Origin of the sequence: Paenibacillus sp. ACRSA (genome assembly GCF_022346845.1) — a bacterium.
GTDB lineage: Bacteria > Bacillota > Bacilli > Paenibacillales > Paenibacillaceae > Paenibacillus.
In genome coordinates this window covers 1-26,581 of the sequence record NZ_JAKRNP010000008.1, presented here as the reverse complement: position 1 = coordinate 26,581, position 26,581 = coordinate 1, and the positions used below count along the sequence as shown (strand labels likewise).

20 protein-coding genes are annotated in these 26,581 nt (G+C 46.7%); 7 read left to right on the top strand and 13 right to left on the bottom strand.

The features are described 5' to 3' along the window. Positions 1–331: 331 nt before the first annotated feature. Positions 332–1,168: a methyl-accepting chemotaxis protein gene (locus MH215_RS29125; RefSeq protein WP_275446264.1), complete on the top strand. Its 837-nt coding sequence runs from the start codon at positions 332–334 to the stop codon at positions 1,166–1,168. A 147-nt stretch (positions 1,169–1,315) separates the two neighbouring features. On the opposite strand, the gene MH215_RS20905 is transcribed toward MH215_RS29125, so the two are convergent. Then, on the bottom strand, positions 1,316–1,927 hold the full coding sequence (locus tag MH215_RS20905; RefSeq protein ID WP_239293147.1) for a LysE/ArgO family amino acid transporter: 612 nt from the start codon (positions 1,925–1,927) through the stop codon (positions 1,316–1,318). Between the two features lie 177 nt (positions 1,928–2,104). On the opposite strand from MH215_RS20905, the gene MH215_RS20900 reads away from it, so the two are divergent. Further along, positions 2,105–3,577 carry an aminotransferase-like domain-containing protein gene (locus MH215_RS20900; protein ID WP_239293273.1) on the top strand — a complete coding sequence of 491 codons (1,473 nt, stop codon included), beginning with the start codon at positions 2,105–2,107 and terminating at the stop codon, positions 3,575–3,577. 141 nt (positions 3,578–3,718) lie between these two features. Here MH215_RS20900 and MH215_RS20895 read toward each other — a convergent pair whose 3' ends face one another. The 6 genes from MH215_RS20895 to MH215_RS20870 all read right to left on the bottom strand — a co-directional run bounded on the left by MH215_RS20895 (position 3,719) and on the right by MH215_RS20870 (position 12,279). Beyond that, a complete protein-coding gene (locus MH215_RS20895) occupies positions 3,719–4,546 on the bottom strand; it encodes a carbohydrate ABC transporter permease (protein WP_239293146.1) in 828 nt (275 codons plus the stop codon). Next, on the bottom strand, positions 4,543–5,427 hold the full coding sequence (locus MH215_RS20890; RefSeq protein WP_056702097.1) for a carbohydrate ABC transporter permease: 885 nt from the start codon (positions 5,425–5,427) through the stop codon (positions 4,543–4,545). Before MH215_RS20890 ends, MH215_RS20895 begins: the two co-directional genes overlap by 4 nt. A gap of 227 nt (positions 5,428–5,654) precedes the next feature. Then, the gene (locus tag MH215_RS20885) at positions 5,655–6,935 is read right to left on the bottom strand and encodes an ABC transporter substrate-binding protein (RefSeq protein WP_239293145.1); all 1,281 of its coding nucleotides are present in this window, start codon (positions 6,933–6,935) and stop codon (positions 5,655–5,657) included. A gap of 157 nt (positions 6,936–7,092) precedes the next feature. After that, entirely contained in the window at positions 7,093–8,190 is a 1,098-nt protein-coding gene (locus MH215_RS20880; RefSeq protein ID WP_239293144.1) for a response regulator transcription factor, read from the bottom strand. Next, entirely contained in the window at positions 8,187–9,977 is a 1,791-nt protein-coding gene (locus MH215_RS20875; RefSeq protein WP_239293143.1) for a sensor histidine kinase, read from the bottom strand. The genes MH215_RS20880 and MH215_RS20875 overlap by 4 nt, the downstream gene beginning before the upstream one ends. A 292-nt stretch (positions 9,978–10,269) precedes the next feature. After that, positions 10,270–12,279 carry a beta-galactosidase gene (locus MH215_RS20870; RefSeq protein WP_239293142.1) on the bottom strand — a complete coding sequence of 670 codons (2,010 nt, stop codon included), beginning with the start codon at positions 12,277–12,279 and terminating at the stop codon, positions 10,270–10,272. Positions 12,280–12,549: 270 nt separating this feature from the next. Between MH215_RS20870 and MH215_RS20865 the strand changes: the two genes are divergently transcribed. Then, the gene (locus MH215_RS20865; RefSeq protein WP_239293141.1) at positions 12,550–13,533 is read left to right on the top strand and encodes an AraC family transcriptional regulator; all 984 of its coding nucleotides are present in this window, start codon (positions 12,550–12,552) and stop codon (positions 13,531–13,533) included. 64 nt (positions 13,534–13,597) lie between these two features. On the opposite strand, the gene mobA is transcribed toward MH215_RS20865, so the two are convergent. Beyond that, on the bottom strand, positions 13,598–14,209 hold the full coding sequence (gene mobA / locus MH215_RS20860) for a molybdenum cofactor guanylyltransferase (RefSeq protein WP_239293140.1): 612 nt from the start codon (positions 14,207–14,209) through the stop codon (positions 13,598–13,600). Positions 14,210–14,330: 121 nt separating this feature from the next. Between mobA and MH215_RS20855 the strand changes: the two genes are divergently transcribed. Then, on the top strand, positions 14,331–15,557 hold the full coding sequence (locus MH215_RS20855) for an MFS transporter (protein WP_481857467.1): 1,227 nt from the start codon (positions 14,331–14,333) through the stop codon (positions 15,555–15,557). A 973-nt stretch (positions 15,558–16,530) separates the two neighbouring features. Here the strand turns inward: MH215_RS20855 and MH215_RS20850 are convergent. After that, positions 16,531–18,270 carry a glutamine--tRNA ligase/YqeY domain fusion protein gene (locus MH215_RS20850; RefSeq protein WP_239293138.1) on the bottom strand — a complete coding sequence of 580 codons (1,740 nt, stop codon included), beginning with the start codon at positions 18,268–18,270 and terminating at the stop codon, positions 16,531–16,533. A 263-nt stretch (positions 18,271–18,533) separates the two neighbouring features. Here MH215_RS20850 and MH215_RS20845 point away from each other — a divergent pair, with 263 nt between their 5' ends. Both MH215_RS20845 and MH215_RS20840 read left to right on the top strand, forming a co-directional pair. After that, positions 18,534–18,791 (top strand): DUF2164 domain-containing protein, encoded by a 258-nt coding sequence (locus MH215_RS20845; protein WP_239293137.1) that lies wholly within the window; start codon positions 18,534–18,536, stop codon positions 18,789–18,791. 32 nt (positions 18,792–18,823) lie between these two features. Beyond that, entirely contained in the window at positions 18,824–19,372 is a 549-nt protein-coding gene (locus MH215_RS20840; protein ID WP_056702081.1) for a GNAT family N-acetyltransferase, read from the top strand. Positions 19,373–19,584: 212 nt separating this feature from the next. Here the strand turns inward: MH215_RS20840 and MH215_RS20835 are convergent, their stop codons facing one another. Further along, the gene (locus tag MH215_RS20835; protein ID WP_239293136.1) at positions 19,585–20,373 is read right to left on the bottom strand and encodes an SDR family oxidoreductase; all 789 of its coding nucleotides are present in this window, start codon (positions 20,371–20,373) and stop codon (positions 19,585–19,587) included. A 19-nt stretch (positions 20,374–20,392) separates the two neighbouring features. Then, complete coding sequence (locus tag MH215_RS20830) at positions 20,393–20,890, bottom strand: GNAT family N-acetyltransferase (protein WP_056702073.1); 498 nt, start codon at positions 20,888–20,890, stop codon at positions 20,393–20,395. 336 nt (positions 20,891–21,226) lie between these two features. Here MH215_RS20830 and MH215_RS20825 point away from each other — a divergent pair, with 336 nt between their 5' ends. Next, complete coding sequence (locus MH215_RS20825) at positions 21,227–22,309, top strand: MerR family transcriptional regulator (protein WP_239293135.1); 1,083 nt, start codon at positions 21,227–21,229, stop codon at positions 22,307–22,309. 184 nt (positions 22,310–22,493) lie between these two features. Here the strand turns inward: MH215_RS20825 and MH215_RS20820 are convergent, their stop codons facing one another. Beyond that, complete coding sequence (locus tag MH215_RS20820) at positions 22,494–25,889, bottom strand: GH36-type glycosyl hydrolase domain-containing protein (protein ID WP_239293134.1); 3,396 nt, start codon at positions 25,887–25,889, stop codon at positions 22,494–22,496. Positions 25,890–26,095: 206 nt separating this feature from the next. Beyond that, the coding region (locus MH215_RS20815; RefSeq protein ID WP_239293133.1) for a substrate-binding domain-containing protein at positions 26,096–26,581 on the bottom strand (486 nt) is incomplete at its 5' end.

Genomic DNA, 26,581 nt, shown 5'->3' with positions numbered 1-26,581 from the left:
AGTATAATGCGTCTATCAAGTATGGATCACATTGAGTATACTGAGCACATCGAGAGTGTACTGTGTATGTACTCGCTCTTGTCGTTTGCACGCTATACTATATTGAATATGTGATTTACACTGTTACACTGCCCAGAGAGAAACCTCTGGGTTTTTTTATTGAATCTCTTTCTTGTAGATAACTTTTTTGTCTATAATTCACCGTCACTGTTTCAAAGCTTTATGATAAAGTTAATTATACGTTTAGCCTATGTACATAGCTTCACGAACTAAGGTGATAACGTAGCACCACGAACCTAACATATCAGACATCATGTAGGAGTTGACCAAATTGAATATTGTTGATGCCCTTGTAGCAGCCTGCCCTTATTTTAAAGTTATGTTTCTCAAAGACGATCTGATGATCGCCGTAACGGATACCGAGAAATTTGTGTATTACGTCCCGAGTGAAGATTGTGACCTGGGCATTCGAGCGGGCGATCCGATCTCATTAGAAGATCCTACTCTCCGCCGTGCATTGATTCATGGGGAAACATCCGCTAATCGGATTCCCGAAGAATTCTATGGCACAACAATTAACTCTTCAGCTACACCACTTCGAGACGAGAACGGGACCATTGTAGGCTCCTTTGCCATCGGTTTCTCACTCAAAAACGAAGAGAAGCTGGAGCACTTCACCCAGCTGATTACGGACATCAGTGGTAGACTTCAGGATATGGTACAGACGGTAGCTGCCCAGTCCCAGCAATTATCAGCTTCCTCTTCTCAAATCCTGGACAACACTAGGCAGGCCGTACAGAATTCGGGCGAGGTAACCAAAGTGGCATCGTTCATTCGAGAAATTTCCGAACAAACGAACCTGCTTGGTCTCAATGCTGCGATTGAAGCGGCACGAGCAGGTGAGATGGGGGCAGGATTCGGCGTTGTGGCGTCGGAGGTACGTAAACTGTCTGCCGGAACGAAGGAAGCAACCGTCAACATCGAGCGCTCTCTGCGTGAGGTTCAGCAATCCATGAAAAACATGGAGGATGAGATTACATCCATCGCACAGTCCAGCAACAACCAAGCGGAAGTTGTCACGGAATTCAGTGATGTTATTGAGCGACTGAATCATACAAGTCACGAGCTGAAAGTATTTATTGAATCCATGCTATTAAAAGCAGATTAAACCCCGTTCTAGCAGTGGCAACCTCCTTGAGTGGATGTTAGAACGCTAAAGGGCTGTCCCGTCATATTCATGACTTATGGGACGGCTCCTTTTTATTACTGAATGACATATTGAACCTCAACTTTTGAACAATGAACGATGTCCTATTTATAGCGATTGAAGTAGCTTCCACAGCATCATACCCGCCACACCAACCAGGATCACAGCCGAGATTCGATTAAACATCACACTCATGCGTCCAGTACGATCTAAGCGCCCCATGCCTCTGCCTGCCCCCGCTAGTCCCAAAAACCATACCCAGGATACCACTGCTGTCGTTAAGGCAAAATAAAATCGCTCCATGCCGTCATACTGAAGTGAACTCGTCCCGATGACAGCTACCGTATCTAATAAAGCATGTGGGTTCAGGAGAGATACTGAAGCTGCAAATGCAATTTGCTGACCCGCTGACAACACACTTCCTGATTCATGTGCAGTGCTCGCTGACTTCCACATGCTCCACGCCATATATAATAAAAATAAACTACCTCCCGCATACAATACACTCGTCAGCAAGGGCCATTGCAGCAAAATAAGCGACACGCCCCCTACGGCTGCTCCAATCAACAAGGTATCACTAATAGCTGCAGTTACGATTGCGGGTAAAGCGTTCAAAAATTTCCGTTGCAGCATCCCCTGATTAAAAATAAATACATTCTGAACGCCCAGCGGCAAAATCAATCCAAATGCCAATATAATTGCGTGTACAAAAACACCCATACGTTCTCCCCCTTAGTCTGTTTATCTATAGTAAAGGAGGATGAATTAGACGTAACCAACCACTTGGATGGCATGCATACCAACCAAATGTTATAGTGTCCATAACGATGCGAACGATGAATTCATGCACATAATGGAGGTTACAACGAAGTGAAACGTTCTGATTCGTGGTCAAGCATGGACTGGAAGCCCGATCCCTCACAACCCTTGCCACTGTATCAACAAATCGAACTGTTCATCTGCCAGAAAATTATGAGTGGCGAGTGGGCTCCGGGAACCCGCTTGCCTTCCCAGCGAACCTTAGCTGAATCTATGGGGATTAATCGCAGCACACTTGTCAGTGCTCTGGATAATCTCACGGCCGCAGGTATGATTGAGGGTAGGCATGGCGGTGGTACGTATGTATGCAGCTTGGACTGGAACGCTCTACCTACTCGGAAAATGCCCAATTGGGAAGAAGCCTCTGAGGAGGGCTCTTATTATCCTAACCTCCCAGAAGTTCAGCAGATTAACCGATCGGAATTTGAGCCAGGCATCATCCGCCTCGGTACAGGTGAGCTGGCTCCAGAGCTTATGCCACATGACGAATTCAATGAGATTTTGCTCACCTTATCCCGTCGTTCCCATAGCCTAAATTACATTGAGCCACAGGGTAGTTTGGAGCTACGTGGTGCGCTGTCTTCGTATTTACAAAAGGTTCATGATATTCAAGCATCACCTGCATCCATTTTAATCGTATCCGGTTCCATTCAGGCGCTGAATCTCGTATCTGTAGGCCTGCTTCCCAGGGGAGCAACAGTCTTACTGGAAAAACCATCCTATCTATATTCCATCCATGCTTTTCAGTCTGCTGGACTGAAGATGGGCGGCATTCCTTTAGATGAAGAGGGCATCAAGCTTGCTGACGTGATTCAGGCGTGCAATCGAGCGTACAAGCAAGGTAATTTTCCGCTCCTTTATACGATTCCTAGCTTCCACAACCCAACGGGTAACTTGATGAGTGCACAGCGCCGTGAAGAGCTCCTGGCTACGGCATACACGATAGGATGCTCCATTCTGGAAGATGCCGCGTACACGGATCTGTGGCTGGATGAACCTGCACCTAAGCCGCTAAAAGCGTTAGATCGAGAGGGACGCGTACTGCATATGGGCACACTCTCAAAAGCCGTCAGTCCTGGTCTGCGAATTGGCTGGTTGGTCGGCCCAGAACCTGTCATTCGCCGGCTCGCAGATATTAAGATGCAGACGGATTATGGGACAAGCTCTCTGGCACAAGAAGCTGCTGCGGTATGGTTTGCTGACGGATATCACGAGCGGCACATGGATCGTCTAAGACCTGAGCTACGTAGCCGACGTGACTATATGTTGGAACTGCTGCAACGATATTTGGGTGAACTTGCTCAGTGGAATATTCCTCGTGGCGGGTTCTATATCTGGCTGCAGTTGACTTGTGCTCCCCTCTCCATCAGACGACTCTTCCAGATATGCTTAGATCGTGGTGTACTGATCCACCCTGGATACTTATACAACCGTCTCGATCAAGAGCACATTCGCCTGTCTTATGCGTATTGCACGCCAGAGCAGATGGAACAAGGGATAGTCATTCTTGCAGACACGGTACGTGAGTTGCTCTCTTCTCTTGAAAAGTAAATTCAAAAGCCGCCAAGAATGGAGTGAGAATACTCTCCTCATCTTGACGGCTTGTTATTATACTTTATACCCTTTACTCTATAATCTGCACGCTCTGTTTCTCGTCTCTTACACCAGTTCCTCTTTTTAGTCTTCTCTCGCTTACCCTTTTACCGCACCCTCAGCAATGCCCTCCATGATGAACTTTTGGAAGAAAGCATAGATCAGAATGACAGGAATTGCGGTTAACACCAAGGAGGATAGGATTAGAGGCCATTCCTTGTTGTATTCGCCAAACAGCATATTCGTAGACAAAATAAGCGTATAGTTATTCACATCGGTTAACATCAACAAAGGTAATAAGAAATCGTTCCAGATCCAGAGGAAGTCCAGAATCGCAATCGTCACTGTGATCGGTAACAATAACGGGAAAATAATCTGAAAGAAAGTCTGGAACTCATTACATCCATCCATCTGCGCCGATTCCTCCAACTCCCGCGGAATAGACTTCACAAACCCGTGATAGAGGAAGATGGCCATGTTAACGCCAAGCCCAATGTAGATCAGAGCCAGACCATACGTACTTCCCTGAACCGAAAGCCCTCTCGCCATCCGTGTCAGCGGAATCATAATGGAGTGGAATGGAACCAACATAGATGCTACAAACAGGAAGAAGATGATATTGCTCAGTCGACCTGATGTTCGTGACAGCTTATATCCAGCCATTGAGGCTGTCAGTACAATGCCACCAATGCCAAGAAATGAGACAATTGCCGAGTTCATCGAGCTCTGCAGCAGATTGATTTTGGTAAATGCGTCCGCATAATTCTCCCAGTGCAGTGTGGTAGGCAGTGCGATAAAGGACTGGAACATCTCGCCTTGTGTCTTGAAAGAGTTCACCACAGCCATATAGATCGGTAGCATCGCGAAGAGAGAACCTATGATCAGCAGTAGTCGGATGAGATAACTGTTCAGCCGTTGCATCCTCATGCTTCCACCTCTTTCTTCTTCATCACCGTAATCTGAATCAATGTGAAGATCAGAACGATGATGAATAGAACAACCGATTTGGCACTCGCATAGCCATACCTGAAGTTATTGGAGAACGCCTCTTCATAGATATTCATCGTAATCACCTGCGTGGCTCTACCCGGACCGCCACCTGTCAGACCATACACCACTTCAAACACTTTGAAGGCTCCGTTCAGTGTCAGGAAGAAACAGATCGTTATCGCATGGGTAATCATCGGCATAACGACATTGCGCAATACCTGGAATGCATTCGCTCCATCGATCGTGGCGGCTTCCTTCAGGCTCTTCGGTACACCTTGTAATGCAGCAAGATAGATGATCATCATGTACCCTACACCATTCCAGAGCGACACGATAATGATGGAGTAAAAGGAGACCTTCGGATCACCCAGCCATTGCTGATCCAGCAGAGAGAACGCGAGTTTCTCAGCAAGCTGCGGCAACACTTGAGAGAATATGAATGTCCACATAAATGCACTGATGATTGTACTGATCATGTTTGGCATGAAAAACAAGGTTCGGAACAATCCTTTGCTGCGTGTCCGTGTCTCAATGAATACGGCGAGCAGTAAAGCAATCCCATTTTGCAAAATAAGCATAAACACCACATACTTCATCGTGAACCACAAGGAATTCAGAAAGTCAGGGTCTTCCTTAAATAGTTCGATAAAGTTACTTAGACCGATAAAGCTATAATCCCGATTAAGTCCGTTCCAGTCCGTCAAGCTATAAAACATACCGCTAAATGTCGGGATCAGCAGGAATATCGCATAGATGACAAAGGCAGGCGCAGTGAACGCAAGCAATGACAGATACTTCTTGAACACATTCGTAGCCATAGAATCTCCCCCTTTTACTGTAAGTGCGTGTTCAAAAAGGTGGTTTTCAGCTTTTGAACAACCTCTATAAACAGACTTAGTGTGAACGGGGGAACGATGTACGTTCTGCCAGCCGTTTCATCTGCTTAGGGACTTCGAGGAATAAAGAACCACTAGGTTTGTAGACAAAATCCTAGTACAGCGAAGATTTTGTCTACAATAGCAGTCACTCAGGTACTCGCAGCTCCTTACTTGTTGACTTTGTTGTAGGACTTCCATGCCTTGTCGAGTGCATCAATAACCTGCTGCTGATTCAACTGACCGGAGTAGTAACCTTGTAGTGCTTTTCCAGACTCATCCTTGACCGCTTGAGGAACGGCTGGATCCTGATAAGCCTTGCCTTCATTGACATATTTCAGCGCATCGTCAACCCATGGGAAGCTCTTGAAATCATGAATTTTAGCCACAGGGTTGAATTTCAAAGCTTCATAGAAACCGCTAGAATCCTTGTCATCGAGAACATAGTTTACAAAGTCGAGTGCCACTTCTTTGTTTTTACTTGAAGAGGATACGGCTAGTGAAGTAGAGGTACTCAGGTTAATTTTTGTATTGTCCGGGTTGTCGTCGATCGGCATAGGTGCCACACCAAAGTTCATATCCGGGTTAGACTTCAGAATTGTCTCTGCATACCACGGTCCTTGTACCCACATTGCTGCTTTGCCGGTTGCGAAGGCTGCCGCTGCATCGTCTGGCCCTACTTCCAGCGCTCTTTCCGTACCATTAGCTGTAACCAGATCGAAGATATTGAACATCGCCTTCATGTCCGAGAATGAGCCTTGATCCTGATTCATTTTGTCTAAGAAATCTTTGTGGTCCGTCTGTGACAGCGCGCCTACTGTAAGCGGCAGGAAGAGCTGAGGAACCCAAGCTTCTTTGTAAGAAAGCTCAAATGGGGTAATGCCTGCCGACTTCAATTTCTCTACTACTGCTTTCATTTCCGATAGAGTCGTTGGTACCTCCAACCCTTGCTCTGCGAAAATATCCTTGTTATAGAGGTATCCCCAGGATAACGTTTCCAAAGGAACAGCTACGACTTTCCCACTTGAATCAGTAACCGATGGTTTAACCGAATCGAGCAGCTTATCCACGAATGGTTGCCCGGATAGATCCTCCAAATACCCTGCCTTACTGAACGGTGGAATCTCGTTAACAGCATGAAGGGCGAATACGTCTGGTGCATCATTGGAGGCAAGACGTGTTTTGAGAATCTGGGCTGCATTATCTGCTGGTGGCATCTCCAGCTGCACGTTCACTTCAATATTTTTCTCGGCTTTCTCCTTGGCTTTGAACTGTTCTATATATTTATCGTAGTGTTCTTTCAGCCGTGGTTGTGCGACGAATATTTTGAGCGAAACCGTGCTTCCTGCTGCAGTGCCTCCCTCCGAACTTTCTGTACCCGCATTGGAACCGCAACCTGCCAGCAGAACGCTTACCAGAACCGCACTCGCTACGCTTTTCCATATCTTCATCTCTTATGACCTCCCGGTGTGACTGCTTTGTCTTTCATGGGATTATTATATATCACTAAATGTAAGCGCTTCATTGGACAAAATTAGACTCCTGTATTGGATTATTTTAAACCTTAATCCAAGTAACGATTCTGGAAAGCGAGTGTACGACATGTCATTAGTCGAATGAATTCGTATGACCTTTACGCATCTCACCAGGCGACAGTCCAAAGTGTTTTTTGAATACACGGTAAAAGTACGATACGTCCTCATATCCAGTCATTTCTGCAATATGTTTGAATGGAACCTGGTCATCTAGCACCCACTCCTTGGCTCTCGCCATGCGCAGTTGTACGATATAATCACTCACATTCACGCCATATTCGCGCTTGTACACCTTACTCATATATTCCTTGCTGACAAAAAAGATCTGTGCAAGCTGCTCTAATGTTATTAACTCCATGCAATGCTGCTCGATATATTGCTTCACTTCATCCAGATTCAACCGATTCTTGAATTTGCGCTGTGCAATCAGTTGCTCCAACGCTTGTTCATAGGAAGCAGCCACCCATTCCACAGCAGTCGAGATGGAGGATAGAATATGAACGGGAGGCAACACAGCGGAGGAAGGCTGCTGCTCACACAACGCGTTGGTTCTACATAGCTCTGTAAGCAAGGTCTGCAATTCGTATACAATCCTTCCTAGTTGCTGAGGTCTGTAAATCTCCGTACCCATCAATGTGCTCTTCAGCTGTTGGAACAATTCTAGAAGTCCCACCGTATTCAGGTCGTTGAAGCGCAGCCTGAGCTGATGCTGAAATACCGCAAACTCACTAGCAAAGGCAGATGAATAAGGCTCCCAGGATTCAGGCCCGTATGCTGTCTTTTCCAGTTCTCGTTGGCACTTAGCTAATACCGCATTTAATTCTTCTGGATTCACAGGCTTCAATAAGTAATCTGCCGCACGGTGACGGATGGCATGCTTCGCATAATTAAAATCGTCATACCCACTGACCACAATCACTTTGATCATTGGATACTGTGCACTTAACGTCTGTAGCAGTTCTACACCGTCTGTACCGGGCATTCGCATGTCCGTAATGATGATATGAGGCTGAAGTTGTCCGATCAACTGGAGCGCCTCCTGACCGTCCTCTGCCTCACCAGCTACAATCATGCCTAGCTCTGCCCAAGCCCCCAGGTTGCGTAAAATATCACGATTCCACGGCTCGTCGTCTACGAGCAACACTTTGTACTGCATTTGCTCTTTATTCATAAGCGTTCTCCTCCTGTAGAACAGGGAATCCGAATCACCACGCTCGTGCCCTGTCCTTGCTCACTTTCAATGCTCATGCCATATGCAGGACCGAAATGCATGACGATCCGTGACGCAGCATTCACAAGACCAATGCTTGTACCTGTGCTCCAGACACGATCTCCCTGTTGAGACATCCTGGACAGTCTCAGTTGCATCTCACTTAATTTCTCCTGATCGATCCCAACGCCATTATCACTGATTCGAATAAGTACCTCATCATGCTCGCGGATCACCTCGACGCGTAATCTCCACTCCCCCTGCTTCTTCTCCAAACCATGGATAAAGGCATTCTCAACGATAGGTTGTAGAGATAGCTTAGGAACGTAACAGTCACCGATAGCACCATCCATCTCCATGTTGTATTCCAACTTGCTCGCAAATCGCTGTTTCTGGATCAACATATAATGCTCCAATTGATCTAACTCAGACTGGAGCGGCACAAGACCATCCGGAGCTCTGACGATATAGCGGAACATCTCGCTTAATGCACGGATGACTCTGTAGCTGTCCTCCGGTTTCTGCGAATAAATCATGCCGCCGATCATCTGTAATGTGTTTTGAAGAAAATGAGGATGAATCTGTGATTGCAACGCTTTGAGCTCCGCTGTCTGTTTCTCTAAATTCATTAAATAATTATCCCGAATATGCTCTCGGATGCGACTCGCCATGCCATGTAGATTTTTCTCCAGCAATCCAATCTCATCCACCCGTCCACTGCGAACCACCTCCTTATCCTTAATAAGCCGAATGCCTTTCATGGAATTGGCCAGTCTAACAATTGGTTTCGAGGTGCGCCATGCCACGAGAACAGCGATCCCAATGGAAAATACAGCAGCTAGTCCGCCCACCACAAGCCCGTATTTCATCGTTTCCAACGCACTCTCATTAATGACATGGGTAGGTACAACTTTTATAAGGCGCAGCCCTGATGGCTCAATGGAGTTATAAAATACGTATGAGTTGGCTGTGCGAATCAAACCTGATTCGTCGGTAGACTTCACCACTTGTTGCAGTGCCTCCGTTGACGGCGGTTGCATGCGGTCAGGCTGATAGAGCACCGTCCCTGACCGATCTGCGATGTACACCGAGTAATCTCCCCGAGTGTCCAGCAGCTCCAGCGTTTGATTGAATTCAGCCCATTTCACTTCAAGACTAATTGCCCCGATCTGCTCCTGATCCTCAAATCGGTTCATGCTGCGAGTCATATGAAACTTATCCGGGTCACTCTCATCATTGTTGATGGTAAAGTCCTTATGTTGATCAAATAGCTCACGATACCCCTTCGGAATTTCTGTAACGGTTTTGATGCGGCTCTCCATCGAGTTGAAGGTGAACAACGTACCTAATTCCTTCAAATACAGTTCCACACCAAATACATAATTTCCAGCAGAGTAATAGACACTGTTTAACATATTGAACATCGACTTTTGCTCATCAAACCGACTTGCCGCCGACGCATCCTTATTTAATGCAAGGTATTGGTGAACCTCATCACTGATCTGAATGGAGTAGACGATATTATTCATCCGAGCGAATTGCTCACCCAGATAGATCGAAGCCCAGTTCATATTGGTGCGGTTCGTTTGCATAATCTCCTCTTCCATGGAAGAACGAGTATTCTCTGCAGCCATCGCCGTCATAATAATGACAGGCAGCACGGCAAGCAGGGCCATTGTGAGAATCAATTTGTTGCGAATGCTGCGTTTGAACGGATCTGTAAGTTTTCGATAAAGTTCGATGAACACGGCGCCCACTCCCAAGCAAAAAATAAGACAAACGCCCCAGCATATTGCCGAGGGCGTCATGGTCTTTTGTTTTTCAATTATTATGCGGCGTGCATTATCTGTATAGATTGAACTAATTTTTTACACTGACCACTGCGATGACAGAACAACATTCCGATCGCTGTTATCCCCAGATTTTTTTGATTCCCTTTGACAAAGGGTAAAATCCGGGGATAAAGGCGAACGTTTCGCTTCTCTATGTTATTTCTGTCCTCTCCGTTCTTTTGTAAATGTGTAGTTCAATCTATATGATCTACCCTTGTTGCTCGATAATCTGAATTCCCCATCGCTCCAGTTCAATCGTCTGACCCTTCTCTATCGCAGTTCCAGTCAGAAGCTCGGTTCCGCCTTCATGGGCGTGTACGAAGGAAACAGGCTGATCAGAGTAATTAAAATAATAACGAATGGTGTTGCCTAGTTCATTCACACCTGTCTTCACGATGATTGGGAAAGCTAACTCCTGATCTGCTCCCCATACGCCAGCTTCTTTCATCACACGCTCCAGCACCTTATGGATGACAGCCGAGCTAGTAAAGCATCCCACATAGGTTGCCTTTCCTTGACCATAGCTGTTCTGAGTAATTGCAGCGTATTGTCCCCAGTGCGGGTGATCGTACCATGCCAGCACCTCTGCTGTGGTCGGTGTAATGAGTTCCATCCACGTGTGGATCTGATTCTGCTCTTCTCCTACGGCAAAAGGATCATCTCGCAACGCAACATGTTTCGGCTCAACGAAGAGACTGTAGTTAATCCCGCACGCCTCGCTGATAATTCCCGGTTGACGGGTCGAGCGAACCTTCACATGTTCATTCGTGAACCCACTCTTGAAGGAGTAGACAACATGTCCTCCACCCTGAACGAATTGATTCAGCTTCTCCAGTAGGGCATCTGATGCAGCGTACAGCGCAGGCACAATGATGACATCATACCCTTCATAACTCTCCACGGATGGATCGATGAGGTCACAGCCAATATTCATTTTGTACAATTCATCGTACATCCAGCGCACAACATCGTTATAGTTCTTGTCACTGGTAAAGTTAAAGCCGAACCACTTAATGGCGGTATACGCCTCATTGCTGAACAGAACTGCAACACGGTTGGTCTTCTTCAGATTGATGAGTTGCGGACTAAGTCTGGCAAAATCTCTACCTATCGTTTTGGCCTCGTCATATACCGGATTGGGTTCAAAATCATGACTAAGCAATCCTTTCCAATACGTCTCGAACGAATTGTGTAGGGAATGCCAATGCCAGTATGCAACCATATTTGCGCCAGAAGCGAGGTGGCTGAACGCCTGAAGCCGGAGTTGTCCTGGGTAGGGAACCCAGTGCCAGAATGCCTGAGCCTCCGTCTCCAACACCAGATAATTGGATTGTTTCGTCGAACGTGCAACGTCACCGCCGAACGAGATTTCAATCCCGGTTAGATCATCCTGAGACGGATGATAGATATCAACGCTTGTGATATCAAAAGCCTTCGATGCAGCAAAATGATCTACATCCCCTTGAATACCATAGGAGTAACCGCGCCATTCAAAATCGAAGTTTTGGGTAACGAACTGCCCCTCCTGCTTGTATTCATTCACAATGCTAACCTGCCAGGCCAAGAAGTCCGTTACGAGCTGACGCTGGAACTTCGCAAATTCAGCACCAAGACTACCATTAATCGTACCTACAACCGAAGGGAAGTCCTCCCAGCTATTAATCCGGTTACTCCAATAATCGAGTCCAAACTCTTTGTTAAGCTCATCCAAGGAGCTGAATTGGCTTCGCATATATTTGACGAACTGTAGCTGTACGTTATCCCCTGCCGTATTGTAGTGCTTGGTCTCATTATCCGTCTGATATCCTATAACGGCTGGGTGGGTGCTCACTCTAGAGATCAACTTGCGGATGATCCGCTCTGCATAGAACAGATAGGTTGGATTCGTGATATCCATGATCTGACGTGCGCCATATTTTCCTGGCCCTTGCACCGTTGTTGCGAGCACGTTCGGATGCTCCTTAACCATCCATGTCGGAACCGCATACGTTGGCGTACCTACAATCACCTGAATCCCCGCCTGATGCATCGCATCCAGAACACGATCCACCGAAGAGAAATCAAACACTCCGTTCTGTGGTTCATGCGTGCTCCAAGTGGATTCGGCAATCCGCACCACGTTAATTCCTGCATCCTTCATCATCTGAATATCTTGTTCTAATCGCTCATAAGGCATATATTCATCGTAGTAAGCTACACCGTATAATAACTTGTCCATTGTAATTTCTCCTTCTGATGGGAAAAGTATGTTACTTCCGTTAAAGCATTTAGAGCAATGCACCACATATGCAACAGGCACTCCATGACTTCATAAATGATAACGTTTACATAACTAGCAATAACCGTGTACTATATATGCAGGCTATCCCTAGTTTCTTACCAGAATCCAATGATTATGAATATCAGGGTTAAACTGATTATAATGAAGTATACTAAGGGTGCCGATTGTACAAAGCGAGTTGTTTTTACCCTTTTCCGAGGTGACGTTATGGAAACTAAATTACAGCTTCGAGAAATGCCGCAACACCTAATGGCACACTGGCTGCCGATTATTGATTGCAACATCAAGCTGTACGGCGCACATAGCCAGCAAGTGCAGATGGGCTGGACGATGCCGGAAGAGTCACACCCAGGCTTCGAGCTACTCCTCATATTGGAAGGTACACAAGAGAGTATCATTCACGGATATAGACATTTGGTAGAAGAAGGCGACATTCTCTTAATACCCCCGGGATACAAACATACGAACCAATGTGTCTCTACCACGGGTATGACTTATTTTAGCGCCCACTTCAATGTGGACGATCCTGTATTTATATTAAAGCTGATGTCCAGACACAGTCGAATCTACGAGGCGGGCACACCGGATAATCTGAAAATGCGCGCTATACTAGAGAGCTGGATGGGCATGATTAAACAAACGGAGGCTTATACTTCGACAGATAAGTTTATGATGCAGGCACGGATGTTTGAGTTATTTGCACTCTTGTCCCAGACAGCCGATCGCGAACCCGTCTCTACGATGTCTGGATCTGCGCCCAATACACCCGCACCGACAGCTATGCACTATGCAGGAGCGATTGCGGAAGCGATTAAGCAGGCTTTTCACGCTCAGCTAAGAAATAAGGATGGCAACGTATCTACGATAAAGGTGGAGCAGATTATCGCTTCGTTCGGAATCAGCCCAGGATATGGTCTGCAGATCTTCCGTAAAGTATACGGACGAGCACCGCGCGCATACCTATCAAGCCTTAAATTACAGGAAGCCAAAGTTCTCATTGAACAACCGGATCTATCCCTAGGGGAAATTGCATGGAAGCTTGGCTATACCCATCTGTCGCATTTCAGCAGGCAGTTCAAACGCTGGACAGGCGAAAGCCCACTTCAGTATCGCAACTCTACCTTGAAAAAAAACCGCAGTGCTCCGCTCGATTCTTCCAGCGCGATTTCAGGCGTGAACGGAATCGATTAGAAGATCATTAAATAAACAAATAAGAATAGATAATCACAAGTCATGTCAGAGTTAAGTGGTACAATTAACGCTCATGATTCCGAATAGACTGGTATTCTTGAGGTGTGTTCACATTGCTTAACTGGTCTACCACATCAAGAACACCTACACTTTCTAGTTCTTGCACGTCGATATAGAGAGGATTCATCTCCTTTAACCAGCCTGTGACTCGTAACCGGTCTTGGTCTAAGCATTGCGTTAGCTCTGTAAGCACACGTCTGTGATATATACCGGCAAGTGGATGCACACGTCCCGCTATTCGCGGCACTATGACAGCATGTTGATTGCTGGATTCGGCCAATTGCTTCATGGCTGCGAAAAAGGAAGGTTTAATCAATGGCATATCACAAGCGCATACAAGGTTCCAATTCGTGTCCGAAGCTTGTAGCGCTGCGTGTAATCCAGCGAGTGGTCCCTTACCCGGATATTGATCCTTAACACATTCATAACCCAGTTCTGCATATGTGGTGACATGAGAGCCACCCGCAACAATAATGCGGGCGACTTCCGGTATCATTGAACTAGCGATTTGGCTGAGCAACGTCGAACCCTTCACTGGCAATAGTGCCTTGTTCGATCCCATACGCCTAGATTGACCACCTGCCAAAATGATGCCCGTCCACTCTGTTGTGCTCAAGACGATCTCCTCCAGTGCTAGTATTTTCGATTCAAAGCTTGATAAGGAAAAGTAGCTTTTAGTCTATACATTGAATCCCCATACAACAAATGATACATTGAACAATATGATTCTGAAAGGAATGGCTCTATTGGATAAATCTGCACCAGGAAGAGGCAATCCCTCTTTGGTCTCGCTGAAACTATATAATTTCTTCATCTATGGGGCAATCTCCATCTTCGCCGGATTTCTGCAATTATACTTGCAAGAGATTGGTATGACCAAATTAGAGATCGGTAGCCTCATGGCGATCGGACCATTTGTCTCCTTGTTTGCGAATCCCTTCTGGGGGTTCTGGAGCGATAAATCGCGCAATATTCGTATTATTCTAATGATTATGATGGGAGGCACATTTGTGTTCTCTCAAGCTGTCTTCCATGCCCCTACCTATGCCTGGATTTACACAGCCATGATTGTTTTTTATTTTTTTCAAAGTCCGTTATTCGCTCAAACTAATAGTTTGATCCTTGGATACATTGATGGTACCTCGCAAAAGTTCGGTTCCTTCCGCCTATGGGGTTCCTTAGGCTGGGCACTAACCGCGGTAGCGGCTGGTCCACTAATTGATCGACTTGGCATAGGCAGTGTATCCATCGTCTTCGCGTGTATGATTATCGTCGCCTTTGCATTCTCAGTATTTCTGCCCAGACAGCCGGTTGCTTCAGATACGCCTGTAGTCACATTCCGCCGGTTTGGTAAGGTCATGTTCAATCCCTATTTCATGGCATTCATTGGACTTGGCGTTCTTGTATCCGTGCCTAATGCAATGAACAGCACTTTCATGTCGCTCTATATTACGGAGATGGGCGGCAACAAACAAATGGTCGGCTGGGCGATCTTCACGTCTTCCATTCTGGAAGTTGGAGTGTTCTTACTGCTGGATCGGTATCTAAAAAGAAAGATGAGCTTCTTGCTCGCAATGCTTGTCCTAGTCAGTCTACTGTTTGCCATCCGTTGGCAACTGATGGCTGAGTCTACTCTTCCGATTGAGGTGGTGCTCATTCAACTGATGCACTCTATTACCTTCGGTGGATACTTCTATGTAGGCACACAGCTTACGATGCTGTTTATTCCTAGACCCTATCGTTCCTCCGGCCAAGCCGTCTATACGATGGCTTGGGGCGGTCTATCCGGCGTCATTGCAGGTTTGTTCGGCGGCTGGCTGTTCCAGAGCTTCGGTGCTGAACTTATGTACAACATCGGGGTATTCTTCTCCCTGATTGGTGCTGCAGGCTTCGCCATCATGTGGCTGATTAACCGACGGAATGGATATCAGCCTGTTGTGTTGACGGAAATGGGTGATGGTTAATCTTTTTGTTGGCAAAGGTTGAAACCTTGATTTACACGGGGGCACTCCGAGGACAGAACAATCTTCCGATCGCTGTTACCCCCGGATTTTTTGGATTCCCCTTTTTCAAAGGGTAAAATCCGGGGATAGCTTATGCTTCCGATGTAGCTTTCTTCCAGATAGCTTGCAGGCGAGCGCTTCGCTTCTCCAGCTTTATTCTGTCCTCTCCGTTATGGTGTAAATAAAAACTTCAAACATTCAAACAAAAGATTAAGGGGCGGGGAGTAGTGATAAACGATTTAACCTCCCTATCTCAACATTCCTGCGTGCCACTCCATTGATATTACTCTAGTCTTCTAACTCCTCTTCCCTCTCATTGTTGGATCCCATTGTCTCATTCAGTAGCCATTTCATCTAAGTGTAGCCTTCCTCCCAACCCAGCCTTGCTTTTAATTCTAACGAACCTTAGACGCCTTATTTGCCACAATTTCAGAAGATTCCAAAGCTAAGGAACCTCAGACACGTTATTGCGCGAAAAAGATCTTCAGATTACTAGAAAGATAGGTCATACGACGAAATAAAGTGTCTACGATTCGTTACGTTGCTGGAACGCCCCAATACACCTATATAGCGCGTCCTCGATTCGTTAGGCTCCTACCTCATGTGTGAATTTTATGTTTAAGCTGACGTTCATGGTCGTGCTTCTGCTTGTTCTAACGCTCATGCCAATACTCATACTTAGCTTGTACTGACAGTCATGCTCATACACCTATCACTGCCGCTTCACATGCTCATCCCCATACTTATGCTGACGCTAAAAGTCTCGCCTATGCCTATGCTCAGACTACGTCTGAACCAGAGCCCTCCCCCCTTAAAATACTAAAAAGGACATCCTTCGTCATGATGACCATGACAAAGGATGCCCCTTCTTTAACTTATAACTTGGCTACTCACCAGCACGCTGATGAACAGATCCTCAATTCATCCATCAACCTTATGCTTTTGGCAGTTGGAATGAGCTTTTGAGTGATACCACGCGGTTAAATACCGGGCGACCTGGCTCGGAATGCTTCGGATCTACGCTGAAGTAGCCGTGGCGGAAGAACTGGAATTTATCTTGAGGCTTCGCCTCTTTCATCTCCTGTTCCACGTATCCGTGTACAATCTCAAGGGAATTCGGATTCAATTGATCCAGGAATGTTTTTTCCGGTTGCTCTTCCACAACCTCAGCTTCAGCCCCAGCTACAACTACCTCTGGTTCGCTGTCTACTTCTGGTGCTTCTGCTGAAATCAGTGGCTCGTACAGACGGAACTCCGCAGGTACTGCTTGGCTCGCTTCCACCCAGTGGATTGTGCCTTTTACTTTACGACCTGTAAATCCGCTGCCACTCTTCGTCTCCACATCATAGGTACAGTGAATTTCGATCACATTACCTTCTGCATCCTTAATCACATCGTTACATTTGATGAAGTAAGCATGTTTCAGACGAACCTCGTTGCCAGGGAACAAACGGAAATATTTGTTCGGCGGATTCTCCATAAAGTCATCTTGCTCAATATAAATTTCACGGGAGAACGGAATTTGACGGTTACCCATCTCTGGATTCTCCACATTATTCTCAGCCTCAAGCCACTCCACTTGACCTTCAGGGTAGTTCGTAATAACGACCTTGAGTGGGTGCAGAACCGCCATCGTACGCGGAGCTTTTAATTTCAGATCTTCACGTACAAAGTGCTCTAGCGTTTGGATATCGATAACCCCTTGGCTCTTCGAGATGCCTGTCTCAAATACGAAATCACGAATGGCTTCTGGTGTATAACCCCGACGGCGCAGACCAGAGATCGTTGGCATACGCGGATCATCCCATCCATCTACATGACCTTCGTCTACAAGCAACTTCAGCTTCCGCTTACTTGTCACCATCTGGGACAGGTTCAAACGACCGAACTCGTATTGATGTGGTTTACTTTCCATCTCACACTCTGTAATGACCCAATCATAGAATGGACGTTGATCTTCGAACTCCAAGGAACATAGGGAGTGAGTTACACCTTCAATCGCATCTTCGAGCGGGTGTGCAAAAGCATACATCGGGTAGATGCACCATTTGTCACCTGTGTTGTGATGGTGTGCATGTGAAATACGGTAGATCACTGGATCACGCAAGTTGATGTTTGGCGAAGCCATATCAATCTTAGCACGCAGCACTTTCTCTCCGTTCTTGAACTCTCCTGCACGCATACGTGTGAACAGGTCGAGATTCTCTTCCACAGAACGATCACGGTACGGACTGTTCTTGCCTGGCTCCGTCAGCGTTCCGCGCATTTGACGAATTTCGTCGGCGCTTTGGTCGTCAACATAAGCTTTTCCTTTTTGGATCAACAAGACCGCACGATTGTACATCTCATCGAAATAATCCGAGGCAAAACGCTTCTCGTTCCACTCATATCCGAGCCATTTCACGTCTTCCTGGATGGATTGTACATATTCTACGTCTTCCTTAACCGGGTTCGTGTCATCAAAGCGAAGATTCGTCTTGCCGCCAAACTCGCCGCCCAGCGCAAAGTTAATCCAAATTGCTTTGGCATGTCCGATATGCAGATAACCGTTCGGTTCCGGAGGAAAACGGGTAATAACTTCCTGGACTTTTCCAGACCGGAGATCTTCGGTGATGATATTTTTGATAAAGTTAGGTGGGGTGGTACGATTGTCCACAGCTATCAAACCTTTCATAAATGGATTGGAGCTTCAGGAATTGCAGCAATTCCGCTATCATCCTTTGGATATACGAAGACATCAACCAGATTAATGTTGCTTTCTGGAAAGTTTCGTACGCGTTTCATTTAAATATACCTTTAACGGAGGATGAGTTCAATAAAGAACGGCACCAAAGTCAGGATCAAACGCATTCAAGATAGGCCTATAACCATTTTGACGGGTGCGCACGAATCATGTAGCATGGTAGTAAAACCAGAATTTAAGGGAGGGTTTCCCAATTGAACACGCTAAAACTGACCAAAGAACAGCAGGATGACGCCATACGCACCATCAAATCGTATTTCGAAGAGGAACGCGGCGAAGAACTGGGCGATGTGGCAGCTTGGGGTGTACTGGATCTGTTCATGACCCAGCTCGCTCCCTACATATATAATCAGGCCCTCGCTGACGCACGTACCACGGCAAATCAACGCATGGCCTCGCTGGAAGAGGATCTGTTTGCATTAGAACGCAAACTGCCCCCTAAGTCCCGATAAAACCCTAAATTGACAGAAAGAAGGTTGCACTCATGTTTACCTATTCATTGGATGAATATACCGAACTACGCCCTCTCTCGATGGAGCACACGAAGCCATTATTTGAACTTACCGATCGTTCACGGGATCAATTAAGACACTGGCTACCGTGGGTGGATCATGTGACCGAAATCGAGCATACTTCAAACTTTATTACCAATGCCTTGAAGCAAGGTGCTGAAAATGGTGGATTTACCGCAGGTGTATGGTTAAAAGGCGAGCTTGCAGGCATCATTGGCTTCCATGAAATTAATTGGACAAATCGCTCCGTAAGCATTGGATACTGGCTTGGAAAAGGTTACGAGGGGCAGGGATTGATGACCAGTGCGTGCCGTGTGCTCGTGGATTATGCACTTGTGACATTGGATCTGAACCGAGTGGAGATTCGTTCGGCAACCAATAACAAACGCAGTCGAGCTATTCCAGAGCGGCTTGGATTCGTGCTTGAGGGCGTCATTCGACAAGCAGAGAAGCTGCCTAAAGGCTACGTGAACCACGCTGTGTATGGCATGTTACAGCATGAATGGGAACTTTTGCGCTAAATTAGTACATACGACTCCGTCTCATAGACCTCTACTTCTATAGGGAGTTATGATATGGATCGAACCAACATGAATCTACACCGAGACAGCAAAATATAATCTAAAACTCAATGAACCCCCTCTATTCCGATATATCGGGTATAGAGGGGGTTTCACTATTATACCTCTGAGTATGCATTCCCATTATATCTAACGCCTGACTCAGACCTATACTAGAGTGCTCGTACCATACCACCGTCTACTACAAGGGAAGCTCCTGTAATATACGTATTGGCACCAGATAGAAGGAACACAACTGCCTTAGCAAACTCCTCCGGTTGTCCATAGCGTCCAAGAGGTATTTCCTTACGGAATTGCTCACCGACTTCTTCAATACTAATTCCATTCTGCTCTGCCCGCGCAGCATCCAGATCACGTATCCGATCTGTGCCAATTCGTCCTGGGGATACAGTATTAATCAGAATGCCATACGGCGCTAATTCCTGTGATAACGTCTTCGCCATACCAAACACACCTGTACGGAAGGTGTTCGATAGGATTAGCCCTGGAATCGGTTGCTTCACTGAGGTAGAGGCAATGTTTACGATATGGCCGCCGCTCTCCTTCATATAGGGAAGAACGCCACGGATCACTCTCACATAACTGAGTACATTTAATTCAAATGCATGCTCCCAGTCTTCATCTGTCAGCGATTCAAACGTACCTGAGGGCGGCCCGCCTGAGTTATTCACCAGAATATCGATCTGACCAAATAACTCCCCTGTCTTGCGGCTCAGCGCATCGATATCTTCCTTACGCGTCACATCGGTTACACAAAATTCAACTCGTCCGCCACCACCAGCCGCAAGCAGCTCTTCCTTAACTGCCATCAGCTTCTCCTCGTTCCGGCTTGCAAGCATCACATCTGCGCCTTCTGCTGCCAATTGAGCTGCCACCGCTTTGCCTAATCCTTGACTCGACGCAAGTACAAGAGCTTTCTTCCCTTGAAGTCCCATATCCATCGATATTCCTCCTTCACGCTTATGCTTCGATAAAATAACTCATCAGAATGTCATCTACATATTTCCCATCAATATAAAATTCAGACACTAACCTACCTTCGGTTAGGAAGCCACATTGTGTGTAAAAAGCGATAGCCCCCGGATTACTCGATAAAACGCGTAACCGTAGCTTCCTAATTCCCTGCTCACGCGCATGCTGCTTCATCGCATCCATCAACGCTGTCGCAATCCCACAGCGGCGATCATGGGGATGAACTGCAATATTAATCTCATACACATGTTGATTAACAGGCATTGCTGTCGCTGGGTGAAAACCGACATAACCACACACGCGTTCACCCTGTACCGCGAGTAACTGGCTACCCGGAGGACAATGCTGTAGATATTGTTGTCTAGACCGCCAATGAAACGGTGCAGGTGAAGTATTTTTGTCCCACACCAGTGCATCCAAATCCATGAGTTGACGCGTGTCTTGGATCTCGGATGGTCGAATCGTATAGGTATGGCTTGTTAACATAATCGCGCAACCTTTCATGCAATAATATATCGCTGCGGATTGCAGCGTTCCCATAGAGATAAGTTTGTTCGTTTCACGGTCTAGTCTTGCAACTCATCCCATACGGGGATGTCCCACGAATAGATAGAGGAGTGTTGAAGACTACGTTGTTCTATATTGTAGCATAGCCTCAGACTGGACTAAAATTTTGCGAATGCACAAAACTACGGAACTGGAACGAAAAGTCGCCGTACTCTGCTCCCTCCAGAGTTAGATGACATACCGTAATCTAAAAGTAATGCTTAACCTTAACGTAACGTCATGGTTTATACTGAAAGAACAAGGAGGTGCAGCAGGATGAACATCAAGGAGGCAGCAGACAGGCTTGGCATATCCGCGAGGGCGATTCGTTTTTATGAGGAAAAAGGATTGATATCGCCTGCGAAACAAACGGGCAACGGATACCGAAGTTACACGGAGAATGATATATGGCGCTTACAGACCATCGCCGCCCTTCGTGAGATCGGCATGTCGCTTGAGGATATCGCCCACGCCATCGGGGAGATTGACCAAGGTAACCAGCAACGGCTGGAAGAATACCTGGAGCTGCAACAAGCCGTTATGTACGCCCAGTGGATTGAACTCAAACGCATGCTGGATACCACCCAACGCATGATTGATCTGAATCGTCAGGACGGGCCACTGGAAGTCAGTCACCTTCATGTGCTTGCAGACAGCTCACGCCGCTTGCGCGAAGCAAGGCAGAATTGGCATGACCGCTGGAACTACGATACACAGGCCGCCATGCATGATGAGAGAGTGCAGGCTACGAATAGAGCGAATTCTGAACACGTCAAATCTGAACAACTCGAACTATACCACAACTATGATGAAGCCCTTGAACAGACCGCTGATTGGATCTCGCCTATCCTTGGGGAAAAGGGATTGGACATTGGAACCGGGACAGGCAACTTGGCTGGAAGGCTGTTACAGCGAGGTGCGGATATGACAGCGATTGACCAATCACGGGAGATGCTGCGTACCTGTCGCAACAAATATCCTGATATGCATGTGAAGCTCGGCAATTTTCTGGCACTACCTTTTGAGGGAGACTCCTTTGATTTTGTGGTATCCAGCTTCGCCTTTCACCATCTGAGCCCAGATCAGCAGTTACTGGCACTGGAGGAAATGCAGCGTGTGTTAACCTCACGGGGGCGTATCTGCCTCACTGACCTTATGTTCACAGACGCTGACCACCGGGATGCATTTACGGATCAGATTAAGGCCACCGGACAGGAAGAGTGGCTACGCGCTGTTCGAGAGCGCCACTTCCCCTTACTCAATGAACTGTGCGGTTGGCTGGAGAGTCATGGGTATGTGACGAAGCATATCCGGTACAATGAGCTGTTGCATACTGTACTGGCCGTTCCACTACGATAGGCATTGGAACACCTCATTAAATTCCGTTGGATTTCCATCCTCATATATAAAGAAAAGAAGCCCCCTTGTAAATGGATAGACTGACTTCCACTGATCAAGGTAGAGCTTCTTTTTTTTAGTGTATAGGGGACAGAAGAGAGTACCAACAAGATTGTATATTATTTGTCTCTCTCCTGATTACACATTACATATAAATATCAATAACTGTACGCTCTGCAGCACCACGTGCTTGTCTGAACGTCTCCTGCGAGATGCAGACGCCGCCCTGACGATAACGGTTAATCGTGCTTTCCGCATGGATCTCCTGGCCATTCACCGTCACTCGGTTAACTGCACCTGTACTCAAGTGGTAGATAAATGTCACCGGCTCACCCGCATACTCGAATTCGAACTGCATACCGTCCAGCTCTGCTGGCAATACAGGGTCAATCACCAGATCTCCACCTTCCTGACGGATGCCAAGTGCGTTCGAGATCAGTTGGTTCATGTAGATTCCAGGGCCGCTGGAGTAGATTCTCCATCCACCCTTCACCTGTACAGTTCCTTTACGCAACTGGTCAAAATGTTCCTGCGCTTCATAGCGTGTGTTGAATTTACCATCAGAACTACTGAAGTAGGCATTCGCTTGGCGAATCTCCGCATTCGGCACAACCTCATTAATGCCGATCGGGTTAATCATCGCCAGACCATTCCATACCTGATCCGTCTTGCCCAGCTTCGCCATAGCTTCCACGTAACGAATATGCGCATGCACATACTGCAAACCAATCTCGCGTCCGAAGTTGGACGCCTGCTCCGCCCGTTTGAAGTGTGTACTTACACCGCCTGCATATTGAGCCGGACGATTCATCAGACGTACACCATCTGGGCATAGGAACTGCTCACGGATAAGTGCATAGTGTGATTCAGCCTGCTCTGCATTCAGCAATTCACCAATCATACTGCGCGTCATAGGCAGCAGACGATACTGAATACCTGTTTCTGTATCTGTTGGATGCAGCATCAACTTCGCTTGATCTGCTTCCTCCATGTACACAAATCCTGGAATTACATCCGTGCCCAGCATGTAACGGTTAAAGTCCTCACGAATGCCTTGTGCCAGCACTTCAAGCTCCTGTGCAAATTCCGCATCTTTAGATTGCAGTGCTTGGGAGAGCACGTTCACGGACTGATAAGTTAGCGCAACCGTCCAGCTGCTCACCATGTATTGCTTGAGCTGTGCATTCGCCGGCTGGAGCGTATCATCCCAGTCGCCATCTCCGTAGGAAGATAAGAATGTATCGTGCAGGAAGTTGGCACGGATATATTCAATTTCTTTTTTCGCATGATCCAGTACCGTTGCTGTCTCTTCTGTGAATCCGAAGCTATGCTTAACGGTATACGGCACCTTCTCATCCAGAATCGCATAATCGCGAGTCGCTGTCAGATAGTCTGCAAGTACCTTGAGCGGCCATACGATGATATCGCCATGACTCTCTTCCTGTTGAATGGCAAAATATTTATCAAACATGAACCACTGTGGCCAGTTACCATCATCTTCATATTGGTGGGTATAGACCATTTTGATGATATCGGCTACCTGTTCATATTTTTGCGTTGCCATGAAATACTCAACCGGTCCTTGGCATACATCCCGCGTACCCCATGCTGCTCCGCCATATTGCTCCAATCCGTGAGGCACAGAGTAATGAACCAGCATATTGTGCGTATACCACCATGCCAGTGCATTAACTTTAAATAGATCCTCTGCATTCTGACCTTCACCGCGTGATAGGCGGAACCCATTCATAACACCCGCGAAGAATTCACGGTACGCCTGAGCTTCTTCTTCAAACGTCAGGCTCGAATCAAGCGATAATGCAGAACCCTCTGCTTGACCTTCAAGTATCCCTTTGATGGTTAGCGTCCACTCAGCACTTTCCTCCAGACCGAGCGTAACCAGAGATGCACTCCCACTGCGTACACCACTTGCCAGCAAGGATTCGTCACCCACGTTAAAGGTAGCACCTTCCACCGTCATTCGATATTGCAAGTCAGGATATGTCCCTGCGCTAATTGCCTGTGAGTCTGCTGTGAAGATCAACGTATTGCCATCCTGATTCATATGTAGCGGATATTCATACTCATTCACATTCATTGTCACTTGGTTCGTTACCAAATAGCGGTACGCCTTACCACTCGTGGAGCGAACGTTCATACGCACTTCGGTTGTATTTGTACCCGTGTAGTTTGTAATGATGAATGTATCCGATTCGGTTTTGTACATCCAGCGTACATAATTGAAGCCAATTTCGAAGAGCGATGGCATGGTCAGTAAACGATAGACCCCATCCAGCTCCACATAGATCCGTTGTCCGGCTGTTTTCGGCACGTTCAGCGCATTGCGGGCATTGCTGATCATTTTATTAAAATTCGTATTCCCAATGACAAGCTGCGAGTTGAAGATACCGTACATATATGAGGTTGTCGTAATAACCTGTGCTCCGAGCTGCACATTGCCACCGCTCATCAGGATATGACCATGCGGACGTTCTACAAGCAACTCTTTTGCTTTTAACACAATATGCTCGTAACTACCTGTGAAGAAAGATAGTAGGGAGTCGCCACTGCGTTCTTCCTGATGCCGATCAGGGAACAAATGATTAATCTCCTCTTCCGTCAGATCAACCGTCACCAGCGGCTCGCCAAGGCGTGCAGACCGTTTTACTTGCTCCAATGTCTCGCCATGTTGGATAGATTCTGTCTGAACCTTATCCCAAGCTGCCGCTACTTCATCCCCAAATTCCAGGGCAGAGATGCCTGTAGGATGATCTGGCTTCGCGAGGCCGTAGAAGATAACTTGCGCTTCTCCATCCAGTTTCAAGGCTTCCGACTGTAAGGCCGTATAGGCAAATTCGTACTGATACGTCTCATTAGCGAGCGTTGGATAACTTAAGCTCTCGGGCTTATCGGTTTCTTTGTAAGACAGACCGAAGAACTGGAATCCGTCGGTGGAGTAGCCTACCGCTTTGGTCAGTGAACCTTGCTGCATATAAGGGAATGCACCGCCTTGAGGCTGATTCTGACGGGAACATACCACATAACCTTTAGTTGCATCTTCAAATACGGTGTGGTCGATATATTGTGACAGATACGCTTCATTGCTCCGTACAGCGCCTGGATCAGCAAGACCTACGTCTTGTCCGTAAACGACATCCACGTGATGGTGTTGTCCCTGAAGCTTCACATCCCAGAACCAGATCCCCTGTGCAGTAGCCGTAAATACGACCTGATAACCAATCTCTTGTTGCTTACCATCCAGTGGTACTGTGCCCTCCCAGATTAACTGGTTGCTTGGCAAGGACTTACTCTTCACGACTTTGCTATTCGAGCGCGCTCCCAGCAATGGAACGGCATGAATGTTGCTACCCTCAAACACCCGTAGGTACAGGTTATTCAGTGATCCATCAATCGGGTTGCTAAGTAACTGGTTCAGCATCGTTGTGTCGGAAGTCGCCTGATACAGATCTCCACTATTCAAAAAGGTAAATGTCAGTTCCCCAGCAGTCAGCCGGATCGATTCATTCATCATCGTTGTCATCTTATCCACTCCTTGATGTAATATAAACTCCAATTCGAAACGTTTCGAATTGTCTGAAAAAGAATAGGGATTCCCTAAGGATCGAGCATGTTAAGCCTGATCCCGACAACGAACCCCTTTATTTTCTACATACTCGTGAAACATGTTAGCTATATCTTGCTTATATATTCCAAAGCCATGCCACTACGAGCATCTATCGCCTATCCTTAGACAGGCTGTGTAGGCTGTGTGTCAGTACCTGATTGAACAGAACTCACGGAACGTCGTACCACCATATCAATCGTTAGCGTATATGATGGATTCACAACTTCACCATTCAGCATCTGGAATAACAGATGTCCGGCAAGTGATCCTGCTTCATGCTTAGGCTGACGGATGGTCGTAAGTGGGGGATGAACGTATTCCGACAACTGAATATCATCGAAACCCACGACGGAAATGTCATTCGGAACAGATATACCGCTTTCCTCGAATGCCTTCAAGCCACCAATCGCCATCTCATCATTACCATAAAAAACGGCGGATGGAAGCTCACCTTGCAGCATCATCATTTTGGTCGCACTATAACCACCTTCACGTACAAAGCTACCACTCAACTTCCACTTGGAACGTTCCTCAAGGCCAGCCTCCTGCATGGCTCTAAGATATCCTTGATATCTTAAGGCATTGTCATACGAGTTGGACGGTCCACT